Source organism: Anaerolineales bacterium, from assembly GCA_015075725.1.
Lineage (GTDB): Bacteria > Chloroflexota > Anaerolineae > Anaerolineales > Villigracilaceae > Villigracilis.
The window spans coordinates 3,652,865-3,673,450 of sequence record JABTTV010000001.1 but is presented as its reverse complement, the minus strand read 5'-3'; the positions used below and the strand labels follow the sequence as shown (position 1 = coordinate 3,673,450).

At 53.5% G+C, this 20,586-nt stretch carries 18 protein-coding genes; 16 read left to right on the top strand and 2 right to left on the bottom strand.

What is annotated here, in order from left to right; genetic code table 11:
- Positions 1 to 19: 19 nt before the first annotated feature.
- Positions 20 to 1,405, bottom strand: a complete 1,386-nt coding sequence (gene hemG, locus HS100_17640; GenBank protein MBE7435743.1) for a protoporphyrinogen oxidase — start codon at positions 1,403 to 1,405, stop codon at positions 20 to 22.
- A gap of 209 nt (positions 1,406 to 1,614) precedes the next feature.
- On the opposite strand from hemG, the gene HS100_17635 reads away from it, so the two are divergent.
- From HS100_17635 to HS100_17625, 3 genes are read left to right on the top strand one after another with little or no spacing between them, the layout of a single operon-like run.
- The gene (locus HS100_17635) at positions 1,615 to 2,031 is read left to right on the top strand and encodes a DUF4491 family protein (protein ID MBE7435742.1); all 417 of its coding nucleotides are present in this window, start codon (positions 1,615 to 1,617) and stop codon (positions 2,029 to 2,031) included.
- The gene (locus HS100_17630; GenBank protein ID MBE7435741.1) at positions 2,031 to 2,363 is read left to right on the top strand and encodes a DUF4491 family protein; all 333 of its coding nucleotides are present in this window, start codon (positions 2,031 to 2,033) and stop codon (positions 2,361 to 2,363) included. The genes HS100_17635 and HS100_17630 overlap by 1 nt, the downstream gene beginning before the upstream one ends.
- 46 nt (positions 2,364 to 2,409) lie before the next feature.
- Positions 2,410 to 3,504: an alpha/beta fold hydrolase gene (locus tag HS100_17625; protein ID MBE7435740.1), complete on the top strand. Its 1,095-nt coding sequence runs from the start codon at positions 2,410 to 2,412 to the stop codon at positions 3,502 to 3,504.
- Positions 3,505 to 3,692: 188 nt separating this feature from the next.
- Here the strand turns inward: HS100_17625 and HS100_17620 are convergent, their stop codons facing one another.
- Positions 3,693 to 4,277: a hypothetical protein gene (locus tag HS100_17620; protein ID MBE7435739.1), complete on the bottom strand. Its 585-nt coding sequence runs from the start codon at positions 4,275 to 4,277 to the stop codon at positions 3,693 to 3,695.
- Positions 4,278 to 4,497: 220 nt separating this feature from the next.
- On the opposite strand from HS100_17620, the gene HS100_17615 reads away from it, so the two are divergent.
- From HS100_17615 to kdpA, 13 genes are all read left to right on the top strand, one after another.
- A complete protein-coding gene (locus HS100_17615) occupies positions 4,498 to 5,586 on the top strand; it encodes an alpha/beta fold hydrolase (GenBank protein MBE7435738.1) in 1,089 nt (362 codons plus the stop codon).
- 27 nt (positions 5,587 to 5,613) lie between these two features.
- Positions 5,614 to 6,507 carry a DMT family transporter gene (locus HS100_17610; protein MBE7435737.1) on the top strand — a complete coding sequence of 298 codons (894 nt, stop codon included), beginning with the start codon at positions 5,614 to 5,616 and terminating at the stop codon, positions 6,505 to 6,507.
- A 256-nt stretch (positions 6,508 to 6,763) separates the two neighbouring features.
- Entirely contained in the window at positions 6,764 to 7,780 is a 1,017-nt protein-coding gene (locus tag HS100_17605; GenBank protein ID MBE7435736.1) for a hypothetical protein, read from the top strand.
- 146 nt (positions 7,781 to 7,926) lie between these two features.
- The gene (locus HS100_17600; GenBank protein ID MBE7435735.1) at positions 7,927 to 9,354 is read left to right on the top strand and encodes a trimethylamine methyltransferase family protein; all 1,428 of its coding nucleotides are present in this window, start codon (positions 7,927 to 7,929) and stop codon (positions 9,352 to 9,354) included.
- A gap of 14 nt (positions 9,355 to 9,368) precedes the next feature.
- Positions 9,369 to 10,085, top strand: coding sequence for a hypothetical protein (locus HS100_17595; GenBank protein ID MBE7435734.1), 717 nt, complete (start codon positions 9,369 to 9,371; stop codon positions 10,083 to 10,085).
- Positions 10,086 to 10,498: 413 nt separating this feature from the next.
- On the top strand, positions 10,499 to 12,133 hold the full coding sequence (locus HS100_17590; protein ID MBE7435733.1) for an ABC transporter substrate-binding protein: 1,635 nt from the start codon (positions 10,499 to 10,501) through the stop codon (positions 12,131 to 12,133).
- Between the two features lie 78 nt (positions 12,134 to 12,211).
- Positions 12,212 to 13,240, top strand: coding sequence for an ABC transporter permease (locus HS100_17585; protein ID MBE7435732.1), 1,029 nt, complete (start codon positions 12,212 to 12,214; stop codon positions 13,238 to 13,240).
- A 3-nt stretch (positions 13,241 to 13,243) separates the two neighbouring features.
- Positions 13,244 to 15,169 carry a dipeptide/oligopeptide/nickel ABC transporter permease/ATP-binding protein gene (locus HS100_17580; protein ID MBE7435731.1) on the top strand — a complete coding sequence of 642 codons (1,926 nt, stop codon included), beginning with the start codon at positions 13,244 to 13,246 and terminating at the stop codon, positions 15,167 to 15,169.
- On the top strand, positions 15,166 to 16,161 hold the full coding sequence (locus HS100_17575; protein MBE7435730.1) for an ABC transporter ATP-binding protein: 996 nt from the start codon (positions 15,166 to 15,168) through the stop codon (positions 16,159 to 16,161). Before HS100_17580 ends, HS100_17575 begins: the two co-directional genes overlap by 4 nt.
- Before the next feature lie 32 nt (positions 16,162 to 16,193).
- Positions 16,194 to 16,967 carry an RNA methyltransferase gene (locus tag HS100_17570; GenBank protein MBE7435729.1) on the top strand — a complete coding sequence of 258 codons (774 nt, stop codon included), beginning with the start codon at positions 16,194 to 16,196 and terminating at the stop codon, positions 16,965 to 16,967.
- Positions 16,964 to 18,529, top strand: coding sequence for a diguanylate cyclase (locus HS100_17565; protein MBE7435728.1), 1,566 nt, complete (start codon positions 16,964 to 16,966; stop codon positions 18,527 to 18,529). Before HS100_17570 ends, HS100_17565 begins: the two co-directional genes overlap by 4 nt.
- Before the next feature lie 173 nt (positions 18,530 to 18,702).
- A complete protein-coding gene (locus HS100_17560) occupies positions 18,703 to 18,792 on the top strand; it encodes a potassium-transporting ATPase subunit F (protein MBE7435727.1) in 90 nt (29 codons plus the stop codon).
- Entirely contained in the window at positions 18,792 to 20,504 is a 1,713-nt protein-coding gene (gene kdpA, locus HS100_17555) for a potassium-transporting ATPase subunit KdpA (GenBank protein ID MBE7435726.1), read from the top strand. Before HS100_17560 ends, kdpA begins: the two co-directional genes overlap by 1 nt.
- Positions 20,505 to 20,586: the final 82 nt, after the last annotated feature.

Below are 20,586 nucleotides of genomic sequence, written 5' to 3'. Positions count from 1 at the left end.
GAAGCAATCCCCTGGTTAATTAAGATTGCTTCGGCGGCACCAAACCGCCTAGCAATGACGCAACTATTTTCACCGCCGCCTCGCGCCCTTGTCGAATACAATCCGGTACGGCAATGCCGCGGTACGAACTGCCAGCCAGCGCGATACCAGCAGGCAGCATTTTTTCGATCTCATCCACGCGTTCCAAATGCCCCACTTCGGCTTGTGGAAAACCACACTCCCAGCGAAACGCCGCCCATGTTTGCGGGTCGGCGGTGATGCCAAGCACTTCGCCGAGTTCGCGCTTCACAGCGGCGATCAACTCTTCATCGCTGAATTCCACCATCTCAGGCGCGCCGCCGCCGATGAACACGCGCACCACTGCATACCCCGGCGTGGATCGCTCCGGCATCTTGCGCGACGTGAACGTGACCGCATCGATCATCCGTTTTTCACGGCGGGGAATCATCAATCCATTCACGACTGGTTTTTCAGGGATATCCGACTCGCGGTACACCAGCGACAATGTGCCGATGTTTTGCTGACGCATCGCACTTAATCCCCGGCTTGCCTCAGCGGAAAGTTCCTTGACCAACGCCGAAGCCTGTTGCGCCAGTGTCGTCAGAATCACCCCATCCGCGAACAGACGTTCTCCATTCTCCAGCATCACTCGAGACTGCCCATCTTTTTTCATCACCGAAGCGACTCGCGTGTTCAACCGCAAATCTCCTGTGAGTTGGCGCGCCAATTCATCGGTCAGGGCTTGCAGACCGTTCTTGAACGAAACAAAACGCGGTTTCTTTTCAGCATTCATTTTCTTATTGCCTCTGAAAGCGCGTTTCAACGCGCCGAGGAATAGACCGCCTCCGTCCTTTTCCATTTCACGCATCACGGGCGAAGAGACCATGATGCTTTGCTTCTCCGGGTCTGTGTTGTAGATGCCGCCCAAGACCGGACCGATAAATTTATCCAATGCTTCCTGCCCCAATCTGCGACGGACGAAATCAGCAAGAGACTCATCGCCATCGTCGCGCCGGGCGGGTTGGAATGGCTCCGCCAGCATGCGCAATTTGCCGCGCAATGTCAGCAGCGGCGTGGAAAAAAACCGGGCGGGTGAAACAGGCAGCGGGTGGAGAGAGGCGTTATCCAGCACATATGTCCCGCTCATCTCCGAGCCGGGATTCACGACCTGGTCGAGCATCCCCAATTCCTTTGCGAGAACCCATGCTTCGGGTTTGCGAGTGATGAGGGTGTCGGGTCCGCCTTCGACGAGAAATGAAGCGTTATTCAACTCGATTCTTTGTGAAATGACCTTGCCGCCCCAACGGTTGGAGGCCTCAAGTAATGTGTAGTCGATGCCACGCTGCTGCAATTCCCACGCAGCGCTCAAGCCTGTGATCCCCCCGCCAATAACAACGATGCGCATGCACGTCTCCTGTGATGCTCTCCTCGACGTTGATTTTATTTTCGTTCGTCGAATTGGGTATGGAGATTATGGAGGTTTCAGTAAGGATTTGATAAGAGAAATAACATGAAAAATGTCACTGAATATAATAGACTAACTGCATGGGCAATATCGTAAATTACACGATAAAATTTTCTGCCGCGAGTGCATCATCTGCTATGGGAGATTTTATGGAAATAAATTTTGTTGGGCTTGTCGCCGCTCTGGCGACATTCTTTGGAATATGGTGGGGGCATGTATCTGTACGCAAGATCGAACGTGACGTTGTTCATCTATGGAAGCCGACCTTGATTGCCATCCTTCTTGGTATTGGATTTCTCGCCGTCTCTTTCTGGATCTCGAACATGGTGCTCTCCGCCGCAGGCGGGATTCTCGCTATCACCTTGTTCTGGGACGCGCTCGAGATCGCTGTCCGCCAGCCAAGGCGCATCGAAAATGGGGAGGCACCCGCCAACCCAAACAATCCGCGCCATGTTAAAATTCTCGCCGAATGCCCCGGAGCGACAACGCTAGACCTGCTTGCCCGCGACCCGATCGGACGCGCATACACGGCGGAAGAACTTTCATCCATGAAGGAGCGTGCCTGATGAATACCTTTGGTTTATGGGTCGGGATTGCCGCTCTTTTCATTATCGGCCTGGGATTCATCTGGGTCATTCGCGGCGAACGCTACTTTGGCTATCTTTGGTGGCCCTATGTGATGGGATTTGGTATTGCCCTCATCGTCGGTGCATTGTTCGTCTCGAATGTCTGGATTTCCGCGTTGCTTGGCGCGGCGGGAGCATCTCTTGTTTGGGGCTCAACCGAATTGAAAGAACAAGCCGTGCGCGGAGAATTGGGCTGGTATCCGTACAATGGGAAGAAGATCGATCCACCCTTCGTGGATGTGATCAAAAAGTGGAAGGCGCCAAGTTTGTAACTTGCTTATTATCCGGCACATGGGGGTAAAGTAAAATATTGCACCAATGAAATGCCTGCTGGCTTTAACGCTTTTTCTATCCGGCTGTTCCGCGGTCCTGGTAACGCCTTCAGCCACCTTGCCTCCTCCTGTTGTAAGTATCATTACATCGACAAAGACCCCGGAATCGACACGTATCCCGGCAGTCACGCCGACGACAACTGCCTTGCCGCATTTGATGTACCCTTATACGATCGCGGGCTTGCGTGAAAGGGATTTTCCCGGCGGTCAGGTCGAAATTGGCGCGCGGATTGCCTTCAATGACCAATTCAGCAGTTATCTGTTTTCCCATCCTTCGGACGGGTTGAAGATCACCGGTGTGCTCAACATCCCGGCCGGGGAGGGGATGTTTCCTGTCGTGGTCATGAATCATGGCTTTTACCCGCGTAGTGATTATTCATCGGGTGATGGTTCCCAGCGCGCGGCGGAATATCTGGCACAGAGGGGGTACATCACCATTTCATCCGATTATCGAACATGGGGCGGCTCCGATTTCGGCATTTCTTTTTTCCATACGGGTCTGGTGGCGGATGTGATGAATTTGCTGGCTTCGCTTGATTCGATCCCGCAGGCGGATGTGTCCCGAATTGGCATGTGGGGGCATTCCATGGGCGGTGGGATTACGACGAAGATACTCACGCTTGAGACGCCTGTCAGGGCGGCGGTCTTGTACGCGCCCAATTCCGCAGACGATGCCGATCTCATAGCGCGCTGGGGATATGGCTGCATCGGTGATATTGCCGCGGGTGAATTGCTTGAGACCTGCAATTCAGCGGATGTGATTCCCGAATCGCTTTCGGCGGAGGTCATCGCCGCTTATGTCGAATCAGCTCAAAGTCCGGAAAGGATGCGCGAGATCGCCCCTTATTATCATCTCGATTCGGTGGATGTCCCCGTTCAGATCCACATCGGTTCAGCAGATGGCGACTACATTGGCTCGACTCCGCCTGAGTGGTCGTACAAATTGAATCAAGGATTGCTCGATGCTGGCGCGGATGTTGAACTTTTCATATATCAAGGTCAGCGGCATTCCTTCACGGGCGATGCATGGCTGGTGTTCATGGATCGCGTTGCCCGCTTTTTCGATGAGAATTTGAAATGAGCAAATTCGTTCATTATGTCGCATCTTTTGATACCATTCGCCAAAATCTAAACTGCCTGCGGCATTTTGTCTCGTCCCCTAGCCCTTCGATGAGCGCAGCATAAACCTCGCCAGTGGGGCACAAGCCTGCGCTGGGTGTTTGCCTTGCTAACATGGCGGGGAGGGAGTGTACGCTGTGTCAGGCGCGATTATGACTTTTCATCTTTTTGTATGCCGGCTCTGGAATACAAGTCCCAGCCGAGCCATGCCCAGCCAATGACATAAAGGAGTATGTAAATGACACGCGTCCATACCAGCGACACCGTAAGCGGTTGGATCAGACCCAGCAGTACAAGAAGCAGACCGGCCTGTTTCGGAAACACCTGTGTACGGTAGATCGAAATGCCGAAAACAAGCAGACCTGCCACCCAAACCCACTGCAGTATGGAACTGGACACAGCATACGCAGGGACTTGCGCTATTTGTTCATCAGTAGCCAAACCTGCAACCACACCCAGGCTGACCGCATCGCTTGCAACAAAATACAGCTGAGCGAGCAAGATGAGGATATAGCCGACCAATCCGAGGATGCCGCCCGCTTTAGACTGACGCGCATAGACAGCGCCGAATCCCAGAACGAATAATGCGCCTGCCATAATTCCACGCCATGTGTCCATCATGGTCGGCAGGACCGGCTGTTCGGACAGGTAATAGATCAGGCGACCAAGACCCGTTAGGGACGCCGAGAGCAGAACGGCGATCCCTCCCAGCTTAAATAAGGATGTGGTTTTCATTACGATCTCCTTCCTGCTGTTTATTTAAGTACAAACGGTGTCGTCTTTCGACGAAGAGAGAGGTGAGGCGTAAAATACCTCCTGACGGGCAGTCCTGGGCGTCAGATGTGTGTGCGCTAATTTCGATATAGAAGACCTTATATAGTTAATTATACAGTCCGTCTGCCCAGCGGACAAGAAAAAATTCACCAAAAAAGTGTCATAAAGTAAAATACCGGGCATGAAACGACTGCTGGTTTTGGGGCTTTTTGTATCGGCTTGTTCCGCGGCGCAAGTCGCCGCGCCAACTTCGGCGCAATTGATCGTCACCATTGTCCCGCCTACTCTCGAGCCGACGAAGACCCCCGTTCCCACCGCAACCCTCACGAGGGAAGAATCCATCGAGCCGTACACCATCGCGGGTTTGCGCAGCCGCGAATTTGAAAACGGGAGGATCACAATCCGCGAAACCCTCCTCGATACCGATCATTTCACGCGTTACCTGATTCAATATCCCAGCGATGGCTTGACCATCACCGGTGTTCTGCAAATTCCGAAGGCGGGCGAGCCGCCCTATCCGGTCATTGTGATGAATCATGGGTTCTTTTCTCGTTACATCTACAACTCCGGCGACGGTACTGATCGGGCCGCCGATTTTCTCAACCGCAAAGGCTATCTGACCGTGTCATCAGATTATCGCAGTTGGGGCGGCTCGGATACCGGCGAGAGTTTGTTCTACTCCGGGCAGGTCATCGATGTCGTCAACTTGATGTATGCGCTCCCATCCATACCCGAAGCGGATACGACCCGCATCGGCATGTGGGGTCACAGCATGGGCGGCGGCATCACCGCCAAAGTTCTCACCATCATTGAGGATCGCATCAAAGCCGCCGTTCTGTATTCATCCGTCAGTGCCGATTTTGCCGATATTATCGGCCGCTGGGGTCCCGGCTGTGTGGGGGATGTTTACGAAGGCGAAGCGGCATTCGGATGCAACTCCTCGGATATCCTCCCGCTGGATTTGCCTCCCAACCTCACCGCATCATACTTCGACGCGACGACGGACCCGGTTATGCTGGAGGCTGTTTCTCCGCTGTACCATTTTGACAAGGTCAAAGCCCCTGTCCAGATCGTGTATGGCACTGAAGACGGGAAAACCTCTGCTGGCACGCCGCCCGAGTGGTCAAAGAAAATGTACGATGCCTTTATCGAAGCCGGTGTGGAGGCGCAGATATTCGGCTATCAGGGCGAAGAGCACTCCTTTATTGGCGATCCATGGTTTGTTTTCATGGCAAAGACCCAGTTGTTTTTTGATAAGTATGTGAAATGAGCGATTTAATTTAACGAAATGAGAGATATGACTGAATTTTCCCTCCACCGTACCGATAATAAATCCCTCATCGCATTTCTCCTCGTCGTTTTGCTTGGAGGTTCGAATTCGGTCGCCATTCGTTTTAGTAATCTGGAACTGGCTCCGTTCTGGGGAGCTTTCCTTCGCCTTATGCCTGCGGCATTGATCTACTGGGCGATTCTGTTCTGGCGAAAAATGTCCATGCCGACGTTCAAAGATGCCGCTGTGATTGCCGTCAACGGATTCGCCTCCACAGGTGTGGGCTTCGCCTTGCTGTATTGGGGTTTGCAAACCGTCCCTGTGAGTCTTGCCACCATCGTCATCTCGACCGGACCGTTATTCACCCTGGTGTTGGCGGTTTTGCATCGTCTTGAAAGTTTCCGTCTTCGATCTCTCGTCGGCGGACTGGTGGCATTCGCCGGGCTGGCGATTTCCGTCAATGCCCAGCCGGGTGGACGTGAATTAATTCCCGGCATCATCGCCTTGCTTTTTGGCGCATTGATCGGCGCGGAGGGGAATATTATTTTCAAGATATATTCTGTGAAAAGCAACCCGGTCATTATCAATGCCTTGTCCTTGTTTGCCGGGGCATTATTCCTTGGCATTGCTTCGGTCGTTGCGCACGAAACGTGGGATTTTCCATCCACCTCGACCGGTTGGACGGCCCTTGTCTACCTTATTCTATTTGGCTCGGTGATGATGTTTTATATGTTCGTCTACGTCCTTACTCGTTGGACGGCTTCCGCGGCATCCTATTCCATTCTATTTTTCCCGCTGACCGCTACCGTCCTTGCGGCGTTGCTGGCAAATGAAAAGGTCACTTTGCCCTTCGTCATCGGCGGTTTGATCGTTATCGCCGGGGTGTGGCTGGGGGCGTTCTACCGCAAAACTGGGGCTTGACGCGTCATAACCACTGGCATAAAATTCGATCACAATCTCATTCCACGAAAGGAGGCTCGAAAACATGCAAGCCAAATCAGTACTCACTGCCAATCTGTTCAGCGCGCCTCCTTTGTGCGTGTCGTAATCGCTTTCCAACCGACGACCGCAGGCGCGCCCCGCCTGCGGTTTTTTTGTAGGATGGGACACCATCCCATTTCAGCCGCAGGATATCGCATCCTGTGGTTTTTTGTTTAATGACAAGGTTTATAACACAATGAGCAAGAACAAACTGTTGGATTATTTCGACGAACTCGACGACTCCACCGAGGAAACCGGATCAGACTCGACCCGGAAGCGGGTCTCCCAGAAACGCGAATCAAGACGAAAGGAGCAGGAGGCGCGGCTCTTTATCCGGGCGCAGGAAATTTCGCGCGAGTTCAGGTTTACATACAAGGCGGCTCGCTTCGAGGAAGCCTGGTTGCTTGATTCGCTTTCAGAGATCGCCGAACATCAATGGATCACCGACGTGATTCGCAAAGTGAAGGTTGGCAAGGAAGCCTCGGTCTATCTTTGCAAGCCGGGTCCCGCGGTGGACGTACCGCTCCTTGCGGCGAAGATTTATCGTCCGCGTTCATTGCGGAATTTAAAGAACGACCAGCTATACCGCGTCGGACGCACTGACCTGGATGAAGATGGACACGCGCTTTGGAAGGAGGCGGATGTAAACGCGATCATCAAGCGCACCAGTTACGGCGAGGAGGTGAGGCATCAATCGTGGATTGCGTATGAGTTCGTCACGATGGAAATGTTGTACGAAGTGGGTGCGGATGTGCCAAAACCGTTTGCCAGGGAAAAGAATGCCATCCTGATGGAATTTATCGGCGATCGGGGGACCTCCGCGCCCCCGCTCAACCATATCTTGCTGGAGCGGGAGGAGGCGAAGCCTCTCTTCGAGCGCGTCATCCACAATATTGACATCATGCTTTCGAAAGACCGCATCCACGGCGACCTCTCCGCCTACAACATTTTATATTGGGATGGCGGGATAAGGATCATCGACTTCCCGCAGGTTGTGATTCCCGAATCCAACCCCGCCTCCTGGCGCATCTTCCAGCGGGATGTCCAGCGCGTCTGCCAGTATTTTTCCGCGCAAGGTGTCCGCGCTGATGCGGGCGGCCTCGCCGCCGATCTGTGGACCTCTCACGGTCATCGGGTTTTTGAGAAGGTCCACCCGAAATTTTTAGACGCCGATAAACCCGACGACCGAAAACGTTGGGAGAAGGAAAAGTAGTATCGGTTGATGGGGGAGGCTGGATAATCGGCGGCGCGATCTCTTGCAAAGGAGTGAGTTTGCGCCGCCTGTTCGGCATCCAGGCTTCCTGGGAGATTATGCTGTTCACGAGGTGGGATAGAATTGCGGGCAAGGAGATCGAATTTATGAATAACGTCCGCCCGCGATTGACCTTGTTGGATGAAGGACAGATTCTGGAAGCGCATGGGAATGTTTTAAAGGTGTTGAACAAAACCGGCGTGCGCGTGGACTCGCCTGCGATTTTACATATGCTCGAATCGAAACTTGGGTTGAAATCTAAAGATCGGGTTATCAGATTCCCGTCCGAAGTCGTCGAAGAGGCGATCAAGTCTGCGCCGAAGTCCATTGATATTTATGACCGCCGCGGAAACCTTAAACTGAACTTGGGCGAAGATCGCCTGCGATTTGGGGTGGGGGTGACGGCGCTGTTTTATCAAAACCCAGTGGATGAGACCCTGGATATCTTCAAACGCGAAAATTTCCGCGACCTCGTGCGGCTCGGATCGGTGCTCGAGCATTACGATGTGATCTCCACCGTCGGCATTGTCCGCGATGTAAAGGAGGAATTGGGCGATATGTACGGCTCGTTGGAGCACATCGCCAATACGACAAAACCGCTGGTCCTGCTGGTATCCGACGAAGACCGTTTTCCAGACGTGCTGGACATGTTCGAGTACCTGCATGGCAGGGAGGTCGGGGATATGCCGTTCGTGATTCCCTACTTCAATCCGGTCAGTCCGCTAGTAATGAATGCCGGGACGGTGGATAAGATGAAGGTCGCCATCGAACGCGGACTTCCGATCATCTTTTCGAATTACAGCATGGCGGGGGCGTCCACGCCGCTAACCCCTGCGGGCACGCTCACATTGCTCATGGCGGAATTGCTTGCCGGCCTGGTCATCAGCCAGACGATCAGGAAAGGCGCACCGATTTTGCTCGGCATGCTGCCTGTTTATTTCGACATGCGTACGATGCTGAATTTTTACGATCCGCAAAGTATATTGATCAGCGTAGCCTGTTCTGAGATGATGAAATATTATGGAATTCCGCATTGTTCGACGTCCGGAAGCGGCACTGGCTGGGGCATGGATCTGATCGCCGCAGATACCTACTGGATGAATACGCTTGCGCTTCTTCTCTCCAACGGGCACCTGGCTCCGTTCATTGGGGATTCGCTTGGCTCCAAGTCGATCTCGCCAACAACCTTTGTCCATTGCCACGAGATCATCGACCAGGCTTTGCGCCTCCACAACGGCTTTCAGTTGGATGATGTAAATTCGGCGGTGGATGAAATATTCAAGGTCGGACCCGGCAAGAGTTTTCTCAACCAGCCTTCGACGTTGAAAAATTACAAGAATGGCTATTATGTCAGTGGCGTTTATCCGCGGTACAGCATGGAAAAATGGTTGGAGGCAGGTTCGCCGCCTGCGCGTCAGGTCTTGCGCCGGAAAACGCAGGACATGATGGCTTCCGCGCCTGTGCCGGATGAATATGACGAGTTCATTGAAAAAGGGGAGGAGTTTATCCGAAGGAAATTTCACGATATACTTTAAAGGCAGGAGTTTCAGTGCGTAATATCATTTTCCTTTCTGTATCTTTGGTGATTGCTCTGGCATGCGCGATTCCGGGCGTCCCTATCGCGGAGTTAACTCCATTGCCTACATTCGATGAGAATGCGCCAGGAACTGTCATTGCCCAAACCGCAGGTGCAGCGCAAACACAGACGGCGTTGAAACTGCCGACAGCCACAAGCACACCCATTCCCACCAAGATCCCATCTGCCACGCCGACATTTACTCCGACCTTCCTTTGGAGGTTGCCTACCTTTACTCCGATTTATACGATGACACTTCCTGTCACGGAAACACAGGCGGATGGCGGGGGAGAGGATTCGGACGGGGAGGATGCGGAGAAAAAGAACAAGGATGAGGATCCGCGTAAATTTACGGGGAAGCAATGGTCATGCGTAGTGGTTGGGACGTATCCCCCGCGTGATTCGGTGATAAAAGCCGGTGTGCGTTTCGTGGTGCAGTGGACGGTTTTCAATGCCGGGACTGAATCCTGGGGGTACAACGACCTGGATTTCGTTTGGAAAAGCGGTTTCCGCCATGAAGAGACCAAGATCCAGGATTTTCCTGCATCAATCCCATCGGGCGGAGAAGTAAAACTGACCGCGACCTTTGTTGCGCCTAAAAAAGCCGGTGATTACCAAAGTTTCTTTCATCTAACAGTGGGAAAAAGGGATTTCTGTGGAATGTATTACATATTCAAAGTGATCGAGTAGTAGCAAAGCCTGATTTCCAATGTGTTTTCGCGTAGTCAAATAGGTCATGATTTATCCTTATTAGTGTATGATGAACGGGTAAGTAGGTATTTATTTACGTCGCCAGGGGCGTCCTCTCCGAAAACTAGATAAACCAGCCAGAGAAAAAAAATGGGGATCAAGGAATCAAAGGATTTTCATAGCTCGCAAAGCTGGCGACACGCTCACTATAGAAATTTTCGCGTAGCCATATAACCAACAAATTATTTACAAAATAATTATTAAATCAATAATAAAGTAAAATCGACCCATACTCAGAGAAAATACATTTCCGAAATTTCCTTCACACAGGCAGCATAAGTGCTATGATATGCCATGCGTAGCGTTAGCTATATATTTCCAAGTTCGTATCAAAATTTCATAAAGAGGATGCCATGAAAAAGAAAATGCTTTTCACGATCTTAATCGCCGCATTAGCCCTTTCTGCCTGCAGTGGCGGGGGAGGGCAGGCACAGCCTGCAATCGTTCGTGTCGGATGGGCAGGAAGTCCGGATACGCTCAATCCTGGCATGGCGATCCTGACCGAGGCTTATACGATCTTCGAACTCGTCTACGATTCGATGTATGAACTCAACCTGGACGGCTCGTTCACGTTGTCTCTCGCGGAAAGTGCCAATGTTTCAGATGACGGCACGGTCTGGACCTTCAAGATTCGTGATGGACTGAAGTGGCACGACGGTCAACCGCTGACAGCGGAAGATGTTGCCTGGACCTATAACCTGTATAAAGACACGCCAGAATATCCCTACCTGAATGGATATTACACACCTTACTTCGACACAATCGAGTCGACTCCGGACAACGAGGTGGTTTTGACTCTCACGGAGGCGATCCCGAACATCGAAAGCCAGCTTGTTTTCCTTTATATTCTCCCGAAACATGTTTGGGAGAGCGTCAACAAGACTGAATATGAGAACGTGGAAATGATCGGCTCGGGTCCGTTCAAGATGGCGGAATATGTTCAGAACGAGTTCGTGCGTCTGACCGCCAACAAGGATCATTTCTCGACGCCGCCGAAGGTGGACGAGGTCATCTTCCAAACCTTCGAGAATCAGGACGCGCTTGTGCAGGCGATCCGCACTGGACAGGTTGATATGGTTACGGAGATGCCGAACACCGCGGCAGAGTCCTTGAAAGCGGATGAAAATATCGAACTCGTAGTCGGGGCGCCTCTCGCTCCCGGCGTGACCGATATCATTTTCAATCAACTCGATCCGGAGAATTGCCCCGAAGGCGGTATCTGCTCGGGCCATCCAGCCTTGCGCGACCGCAACATCCGCCTCGCTATGGCGCACGCCACCGACAAACAACAACTTATTGATGTGATTCTCCTCGGTTTGGGTAACCCCGGTTTGACGCTCATCCCGGACGGATTGGGCGTCTGGTACAACTCCTCGCTTACCGATTATGAATTCGATCCGGTGAAAGCCAATCAAATTCTGGACGATGCCGGATATGCGGATACGGACGGAGATGGAATCCGTGAGATGCCCGATGGCTCTGAGCCGCTGACCTTCCGCTTGAACTGGCCGAGTGACAGCATCAACGCTCCGAGAATGTCGGAACTGCTCGCCGAAATGTGGGGAGCGATCGGAATCAGTCTCGAACCACAGGCGGTGGATCCGGATGCGCTTACAGCGCAATGTTGTCCGGCCTTCGATTTCGACATCATGATCTGGGGTTGGGCTTCCGACCCGGATCCCAGCGCCCTGTTGTATGTGTACACGACCGAAGCCATTCCCACCGGCTCCAGCGAGACCGGTTATTCCAACCCGGAATACGATGAGTTGTACACAAACCAGCAGGTTGAGTTGGACTTCGAAGCCCGCCGTGAAATCGTCTGGCAAATGCAAAAGATGGTGTTCGATGATGTGGTGTATATCATCCCATTCTACGATGCCAATGTGCAGGCATACCGCACCGACCGGTTCACCGGATGGATCACCGATCAGGCAAAGGTCGAACTATCCGACATCACATCCCTTGTGTTGATCGAACCGGTTAAATAATATCGAAACAGCCTATCAAAATAAGCCCGCCGGTTTACATGAAACGAACCGGCGGGCTGAAAAATAAAAGAGTGTAATGTGAACCGAACGCGCGCCGTTCTTCGGAAGACCGCCTGGTCATTTTTTACGATTGTCTTTGTTGTTGTCCTGAATTTTTTTCTGTTCCGCGTCCTGCCCGGTGACCCGGCCCGGGCGGGCATACGCGACCCGCGTCTTAATAAGGATGCGATTGAGGTGATACGGGTCCGTTTTGGTTTGGATAAACCGATCATTAACTGCTTCGATTCTCTGAACCCTGTCAAAGTGGGGAATTGCGCCGTCAACCCGTTGGAAACCCAGTTCTTCATCTATGCAAAGAATCTGGTTCAAGGAGAGTTGGGGATCAGCTATCACGCCAACCGCCCAGTGGTGGACATACTCGGCGAGCGCTTATGGAATACCATCCTGTTGATCGGAGTGGGGCAGATCCTTTCGATCATTCTCGGCGCGGCGTTCGGCGTTTTTGCCGCGTGGAAGGCGCGCACATCGCTCGAGTACACTGCGGTGGGGATCAGCCTCGTCGCATGGAGTCTCCCAACCTTCTGGCTCGCGATCCTGCTTCTGTTTTGGGGAAGTACGATGGGACTCCCGGTCGCCGGAAAGGCGACACCGGGGATGAGTTCCTTTCCGTTGCTGCAGCAATGGGGCGATATTGCAAAACATATGCTCTTGCCGACGCTGACGTATACCATCATCTACATGGGCGAGTACACATTGATCATGCGCTCGAGCCTGCTGGACGTGCTATCAGAAGACTATATCCTTAGCGCAAGGGCAAAGGGTCTGAACACCGTCCAGATCCTGCGCGACCATGCGCTAAAGAATGCCATGCTCCCGTTGGTTACCGTCATTGCAATCAACCTGGGCTTTACGGTGGCGGGTGTCATCCAGATCGAGTCGGTGTTTTCATGGCCCGGCCTGGGAAGCGCTATTTACGAGGCGGTGATCCGGCGGGATTTTCCCGTCCTGCAGGGCGCATTCCTCCTGATCGCAATCACGGTCATCCTGGCTAATTTACTGGCTGACCTGACCTATACCTACCTCGATCCCCGCGTAACAGTGGAATAACTCATGCAAACCACCCTGCAAAGTTCGACGACCTTCTCCCGGCCGGAATCGGGTTTTACCGTTTTCTGGCGCGCGTTTCGTAAGAGCCGCACGGGACTTGTCGGCTTGATCATGCTCGCCATCGCCATCTTCGTCGCCATGTTTGCGCCTGCGATTGCGCCATACGAAAACGCTGCCGCCACTTCAGTGGGCATTATGGATATTTATCAGCCGCCCAGCGCGGCTCATATCTTGGGGACAGATGATGCCGGGCAGGACGTTTTCACGAATTTCATTTTCGGTGCGCGCGTATCTCTGACCGTTGGATTTTTCGCCGCGTTCATTTCCATTTTCATTGGCGGGATATTCGGTTTGGTGGCCGGGTTCTTCGGAGGGAGATGGGAAACCTTCCTCATGCGCCTGACCGACGTGATGCTGGTCATCCCGGACCTGCCACTCACCGTTGTCATCGTCGCGCTGACAAAGCCATCACTGTTGAATATTATTTTCGTCATCGGAATTCTCGGATGGACCACCACGGCGCGTGTGGTCCGTTCGCAGACTCTGGCGGTAAAATCGCGCAAGTTCGTCCTGCGGGCGCGCGCCATTGGCGCGGGCAGGATGCACATCCTTACAAGGCACGTCCTGCCGCTGGTCATGCCCATTCTGGTGGTACAGGCTGTTCTCGCCATTTCACTGGCGATCTTGAACGAAAGCACGCTGTCATTTATCGGGTTGGGCGACCCGACCGCGCCTTCGTGGGGGCAGATGCTCAACTTTGCATTCGGGCGCGGAGCAATGTCTGTGGGGGCTTGGTGGGCGCTGGTCGTTCCGGGATTTGGAATCGTTTGGGTGGTTTTGTCGTTGACCCTGCTTGGGCAGGGATTGGAACAGGTATTAAACCCGCGGCTGGATACACACCATTTAATGCCGGGCAGGCCAAAGGTCGGAACCGAGGCGCATGCTGTACTTCCTGCAAGGGACATCATCCTCGATGTGCGAAATGTCTCCATCCACTATATCAACGAGGGGAAACCACCCGCCCGCGCAGTGGAGAATGTCAGTTTATCGCTTCGCGAAGGGGATCTGCTCGGGTTGGTGGGCGAGAGCGGCTGCGGCAAGACCACATTGATGCTTTCTCTCTTGAATCTCCTTCCCGCCGCGGGGCAGATCGTAGATGGAAATGTTTACTACAAGGGCAGGGACCTTACCGCGATGAGCGAGGATGAGATCAACAAGATTCGCTGGAGCCGAATCTCCATCATCTTTCAGGGCGCGATGAACGCGCTCAACCCCGTTCGGACGGTCGGCGACCAGATCGCGGAAGCCATTCTCAAGCATAATCCTGCCTTTCCAAAAAACAAGATTCCGGACCGCGTGACCGAACTGCTCGACCTGGTGGGCATCGCGGCCTCTCACAGCGATCACTTTCCCCATCAATATTCCGGCGGAATGCGTCAGCGCGCCATGATCGCCATGGCGTTGGCGTGCAATCCGGATGTGGTGATAGCCGATGAACCGACGACCGCGTTGGATGTAATGATCCAGGCGCAGATCCTCGAACTGCTCGATGAATTGAGAAAGAAACTTGGGCTGTCCGTTATTTTCGTCACCCATGACCTTGGCGTGGTGGCGGAATTGTGCGACCGCGTTCTGGTGATGTACGGCGGCGTGACCGCCGAATACGCCGGGGTGGATACGATCTACAACGAACCGAAACATCCCTACACCCAGGAATTGCTCAAGGCGTTTCCCGATCTGACCAAACCGAAGAAGAAACTTTCCTCCATTCCCGGCTACCCTCCCCGGCTCGATGACCTTCCAGCCGGATGTCGGTTTGCTCCTCGCTGCCCTGCGGTATTCGACCGCTGTCAGGTGGAGGAACCCGGTTTACATGTACTAAAGAACCACCACCATGTGGGATGTCATCTCGCCGAGGGATCGAAATGAAGAAACCGGCAAATGCAAAATTCCTCGAAACACGCGGGTTGAAAAAATACTTCGATGCCGGAAAGCGCTGGATTTTTTCCTCTAACATAAAGAAAGTCCATGCGGTGGATGGGGTCAGCCTGACCCTGCGCCGGAGCGAGGTGCTGGCCTTGGTGGGTGAAAGCGGCTGTGGAAAAACGACGCTCGGTCTGATGTTAATGGGATTGGAAGAACCCACCGATGGGACCATTTTCTTCGAAGGTCGGGACATCACACACCTCGCCGATCATGATAGGAAGGACTTGCGCCGGAAGATTCAAATGGTCTTCCAGGATCCATACGAATCGCTCAATCCGACCCAAACCGTCAAGGAGATCATCAGCGAACCTCTTCATGTGCATGGCATTGGGGACTCCCATCAGGAACGTGACGAGCGTGTCATCAAGGCGCTTGAAGATGCAGGCTTGAAGCCCGCCGAAACGTACCTGACCCGATTCCCGCACGAACTCTCCGGCGGTCAACGGCAGCGCGTGGTCATCGCCGCTGCGCTCGTGCTCGAGCCGGAGATCATCGTTGCTGATGAGCCCGTTTCCATGCTCGATGTTTCCATCCGTGCAGAAGTGATCAACCTCCTCGCCGAGTTGCGCATTTCACGCCAGATCGCGGTTATTTTCATCACACACGATCTGGGATCGGTGGGATTCTTCGCAGACAGAGTCGCCGTCATGTACCTGGGGCGCATCGTGGAGATCGGGACAATGCTCGATGTGCTCGAACGCCCCCAACATCCCTACACAAAAGCGCTGCTGTCCGTCATCCCCGTTCCAAATCCGAGATTGCGGCATGAGCGGATTATTCTCAAGGGCGAAACGCCAAACCCTGTCGAAATTCCGCCGGGATGCCGCTTTCATCCGCGCTGTCCAGTTGCGTTCGATGCATGCAGGCTCAGTGACCCGCCGATGACGGCTGTCTCGAAAACACACCAGGCTGCCTGCCTGCTGATGCCAAAATGAATCAAGGGGCAATTCATTTCCCTGGAAAGAAAATGGACATCACCAGTTTGCAAAATCCGCGCGTCAAGCATATTGTCAGGCTCCGCGAAGAAAAGAAACAAAGACAAAAAGACGGGTTGATTCTTGTCGAAGGGTTCGATGAATTGACCCTCGCCGTCGAATGTGGACATGAACCTCTCACGCTTCTGTCCGCCCCCGAGCTTGCCAGCCGGACTTTGAGCTTTCCCCGCGCCGAACAGATCACCGTCAGCCGCGCCGTTTTCGAAAAAATATCCTATCGTGAAAATCCAGACGGCTGGTTGGGGATTCTCCCCATGCCTTCGCAAAAGTTGGAGGACATCACTCTCGCAGGGATCCCGTTGGTTCTGCTTGTAGAATCGGTGGAGAAACCCGGGAATTTGGGGGCTATCCTTCGCACTGCCGACGCTGCAAATGTGGACGCTGTCCTTGTCTGCGACCCGCGGGTGGATGTCTGGAATCCCAATGTGATCCGCGCCAGCCGCGGCGCGGTCTTTGCCGTCACTGTCGCCGAGGTGGATTCGCGTCAGGCATTGGTCTGGCTCAGGTCGGGTGGGATGCGTGTGATAGCGGCGACTCCTTCTGCCCGCAAAATTTACACGAACGTCGACATGAAAGAACCGATTGCCATCGCCGTCGGGACGGAGGATGAAGGTCTCACCGATTTTTGGCTGGAGAATGCGGACGCGCGCGTAAAAATCCCGATGGGCGGAAAGGTCAATTCATTGAACGTTTCCATTGCCGCCGCATTGATGGCTTATGAAGCGAGGCGGCAGAGATCCTTATGACTGCTGAATCAGGTTTGCATACGGACCTGAACATCTTGGCGCGCCTCGGCAGGGACCTGGCAGGCACGTCCGATGCCCGGACGGCGGCGCGTATCATCCTGGATGCCGCGGACAAACTGATGGGGTGGGATGCCTGTTATCTCATTCTGTATGACCCGGAACTGGACGAAGAACCCTGCCCTTTGTTGACGATCGATACGATCGGGGGGGAACGGGTGATCCAGCCTGATGCCGCCCCCAAGCGGCCGAGCGATAATATGCTGAAGGCGATCCGTGAGGGCGGCTTCCTCTCGCAGTATGATCGATATTTCGAGATCGAACCCTCCCTGTCATTCGGGGACCACAGCAAGCGCACCCTCTCCCAACTGTTTGTGCCGGTGGTGAGCGGATTTCGGACGATCGGTGTGCTATCCATCCAAAGTTACCAGCGCAATTACTATACAAAGGAACAGCTTGAATTATTGAAGGATCTTTCCAGTCACTGCGCCGGGGCGTTGGAGCGCATTTGGGCGCAGGATGCCCTGAGCGAATTCAGCGGCAGGTTGAGTGTCCTCCACTCCGCGCTGAGCGAGATCAACGCCAGCCTGGATCTGGAACGCGTCTGTCAGGTGGTCTATGAAACCGTCACCCAGGTGATGCCGTGCGATGATTTCGTCATCGATGGTTACGACCCTGAAAGGAACGAGATCGTTCCGATCTATGCGGTGGAATATCCCAACCGGCGCGTGTTCACCAACCGTTATATCGCGGATCATGGAATGGCTGGCGAGATCGTGCGCACATTAAAGCCGTTGCTGTTCAATAACACCCGGGAGATGGATGAAAGCGGAATCCAATTCGAACTGTACGGCTCGGCAGTGCAGGAGGACCCCACCCAATCCATCATTGCCGTACCCATGATCCTCCACAACGCGATCTATGGCATGGTGTCTGCGCAGTCCTATCGGGAGGACGCCTATGACCATGACGACCTTTACCTTTTGGAAGTGCTGGCTTCCCATGCCGCCATCGCCATCGAAAATGCCCGGCTGTTCGATTCGATTCAAAAACTTGCGATCACCGACCCGTTGACGGGCATCCTCAACCGCCGCCGCTTCTTCGAGCTCGCTGAACGGGAATTCGCCAAAGCCGAAAAGACCGACACGCCCTTCTCCGTCATCATGCTGGACGTGGACGACTTCAAACAGTTCAATGACCGGCACGGTCACAAGGTGGGGGACGAGGTATTGATCCGCGTTGCCGCATCCTGTATAGGCTCTCTGCGCTCCGGCGACATCCTTGGCCGCATGGGCGGCGAGGAATTTGCCGTCGCCCTGCCCAACACCCGCCTTGCAGACGCGCTGGAGATCGCCGACCGCCTGCGGATTTCAATTCAGGAGGCCGTCCTGCCTGAAATTGCCGACCTGCAATCCGATCTGCATGGGATCACCGTCAGCGTCGGCGTGGCAGAGTACACGTCTTCCTGTAAAACGCTCGATGCGCTCATCGACCGCGCCGACAAAGCCATGTACATATCTAAAAATTCAGGGCGGAATCAGGTGCGTGTATGGGAAAATTCTTGATTTTTTCTTGATATTCTTTTCTCTCTTCTTAACCCCAAGTTGACCAACAACTGAATACACTGCCTCATGGAGGCACGTATGAACGACCTTTTATTACTTGGCTTAACCGTTCTGTTCTTTTTGCTTTCCATTGGGTTGCTGAATGCGCTTGATGGTTTGCGGGAGGACAAGTCATGAATCCGCTTTATTTAATTGTGGGAGTTGTGGCGTTAGGGTTAATGTTCTATCTCGTTCTGGCTTTAGTGAAACCGGAATGGTTCTGATGAATAACTGGATTCAATTGATTCTTTACTTTGCGATTTTGCTCCTGCTGGCAAAGCCGCTCGGCGCATACATGGCAAAAGTCTATCAAGGGGAACGCCTCTTTCTGGACCCAATACTGGGTCCAGTTGAAAGATTCCTTTACCGCCTCTCAGGCATTGACCAGCGCTCCGAGATGACGTGGAAAACGTACGCTGTTGCGATGTTGTTCTTCAACATCCTCGGCTTGATCGTGGTCTATCTGCTGCAACGTTTGCAAGGGATTCTGCCCCTCAACCCGCAGGGACTCGGTGCAGTCACCCCTGACTCGTCTTGGAACACGGCGGTGAGTTTTGCCACAAATACCAACTGGCAGGGCTACGGTGGCGAGACGACCATGAGTTACCTCACCCAAATGCTTGGCATGACTGTGCAAAACTTTCTCTCTCCAGCAACTGGCGTGGCGGTGATGGTTGCATTGATTCGCGGAATCGTGAGACATACCACCAAAGAGATCGGCAACTTCTGGGTGGATATGACTCGTTCCGTTCTCTACATCCTTTTACCGCTCTCGTTGGTTCTTGCATTAGCTCTGGTTTCTCAAGGTGTTGTGCAGACTTTCAGCGAATACAAAACTGCGACTTCGCTTCAATCAAGTGAGACCCAACTCATCGCAGTGGGACCTGCCGCGTCGCAGGTCGCGATCAAACAACTTGGCACCAACGGCGGCGGATTCTTCAACGTCAATTCGGCGCACCCGCTGGAAAACCCGACTCCGTTCTCGAACTTTCTGGAGATGTTATCCATTCTGCTGATTCCTGCCGCGCTTTGTTACACCTACGGCAAAATGGTGGGAGATACCCGTCAGGGTTGGGCATTGCTGGCGGTGATGACGATCGTGCTGGTTGCGTTGTTGGGCGTGGCGATTTGGTCAGAGCAAAGTGGAAACCCTATGCTCGCAAAACTCGGCATTGACCAAACGCAAACAGACATCAACCCAGGCGGGAACATGGAAGGCAAGGAAGTCCGCTTTGGGATCGTGAACTCGGCACTGTGGGCAACTGTCACCACTGCTGCGTCGAATGGATCGGTCAACGCCATGCATGACTCGTTCATGCCGTTGGGCGGACTCGTCCCGATGTGGCTCATGCAACTCGGTGAAATTATTTACGGCGGCGTTGGCTCAGGCTTGTACGGAATGTTGGCATTTGTCATCATCGCGGTCTTTGTCTCTGGCTTGATGGTGGGACGCACGCCCGAATATCTCGGCAAGAAAATTGAAGCCTACGAAATGAAGATGGCATCCATCGTCATTCTCATCCCCGTCATGGTGGCGTTGATTGGGACTGCCACAGCCTTGATGACCGAAGCAGGGCGGGCGACGATCTTAAACCCGTCCGCGCATGGATTCAGCGAAGTGTTGTATGCGTTCTCGTCTGCTGGGAATAACAACGGCTCGGCATTTGCAGGATTGGGCGCGAACACGCCCTTCTATAACATCGCGCTTGGCATTGCCATGTTCGTATCTCGTTATTGGCTGGCAATTCCCATGCTGGCGATTGCGGGTTCACTGGCGAACAAAAAGAAAGTCCCAGCCAGTGCAGGGACATTGCCCACGCATACCCCGCTCTTCATTGCCTGGGTCATCGGCGTCATCATCATCGTCGGCGCGTTGAGTTTTCTCCCCGCCCTGGCGCTCGGACCGATTGTGGAACACTTAATGATCTTCGGATAAAACCTGTCAACCACAAAGGGTCACGAAGGTACACAAAGGTTTTTTCTTTGTGACCCCTTGTCTCCTTCGTGGTGAAAAAAGA

What these genes read in the sequence shown, in the direction of transcription:
- HS100_17580 (MBE7435731.1), top strand. Translation starts at nt 13,244, where the DNA reads ATGCAAACCACCCTGCAAAGTTCGACGACCTTCTCCCGGCCGGAATCG.
- HS100_17630 (MBE7435741.1), top strand. Translation starts at nt 2,031, where the DNA reads ATGAATACCTTTGGTTTATGGGTCGGGATTGCCGCTCTTTTCATTATC.
- HS100_17615 (MBE7435738.1), top strand. Translation starts at nt 4,498, where the DNA reads ATGAAACGACTGCTGGTTTTGGGGCTTTTTGTATCGGCTTGTTCCGCG.
- hemG (MBE7435743.1), bottom strand. Translation starts at nt 1,405, where the DNA reads ATGCGCATCGTTGTTATTGGCGGGGGGATCACAGGCTTGAGCGCTGCG.
- HS100_17600 (MBE7435735.1), top strand. Translation starts at nt 7,927, where the DNA reads ATGAATAACGTCCGCCCGCGATTGACCTTGTTGGATGAAGGACAGATT.
- HS100_17605 (MBE7435736.1), top strand. Translation starts at nt 6,764, where the DNA reads ATGAGCAAGAACAAACTGTTGGATTATTTCGACGAACTCGACGACTCC.
- HS100_17590 (MBE7435733.1), top strand. Translation starts at nt 10,499, where the DNA reads ATGAAAAAGAAAATGCTTTTCACGATCTTAATCGCCGCATTAGCCCTT.
- HS100_17635 (MBE7435742.1), top strand. Translation starts at nt 1,615, where the DNA reads ATGGAAATAAATTTTGTTGGGCTTGTCGCCGCTCTGGCGACATTCTTT.
- HS100_17620 (MBE7435739.1), bottom strand. Translation starts at nt 4,277, where the DNA reads ATGAAAACCACATCCTTATTTAAGCTGGGAGGGATCGCCGTTCTGCTC.
- kdpA (MBE7435726.1), top strand. Translation starts at nt 18,792, where the DNA reads ATGAATAACTGGATTCAATTGATTCTTTACTTTGCGATTTTGCTCCTG.
- HS100_17565 (MBE7435728.1), top strand. Translation starts at nt 16,964, where the DNA reads ATGACTGCTGAATCAGGTTTGCATACGGACCTGAACATCTTGGCGCGC.
- HS100_17560 (MBE7435727.1), top strand. Translation starts at nt 18,703, where the DNA reads ATGAATCCGCTTTATTTAATTGTGGGAGTTGTGGCGTTAGGGTTAATG.
- HS100_17625 (MBE7435740.1), top strand. Translation starts at nt 2,410, where the DNA reads ATGAAATGCCTGCTGGCTTTAACGCTTTTTCTATCCGGCTGTTCCGCG.
- HS100_17570 (MBE7435729.1), top strand. Translation starts at nt 16,194, where the DNA reads ATGGACATCACCAGTTTGCAAAATCCGCGCGTCAAGCATATTGTCAGG.
- HS100_17610 (MBE7435737.1), top strand. Translation starts at nt 5,614, where the DNA reads ATGACTGAATTTTCCCTCCACCGTACCGATAATAAATCCCTCATCGCA.
- HS100_17575 (MBE7435730.1), top strand. Translation starts at nt 15,166, where the DNA reads ATGAAGAAACCGGCAAATGCAAAATTCCTCGAAACACGCGGGTTGAAA.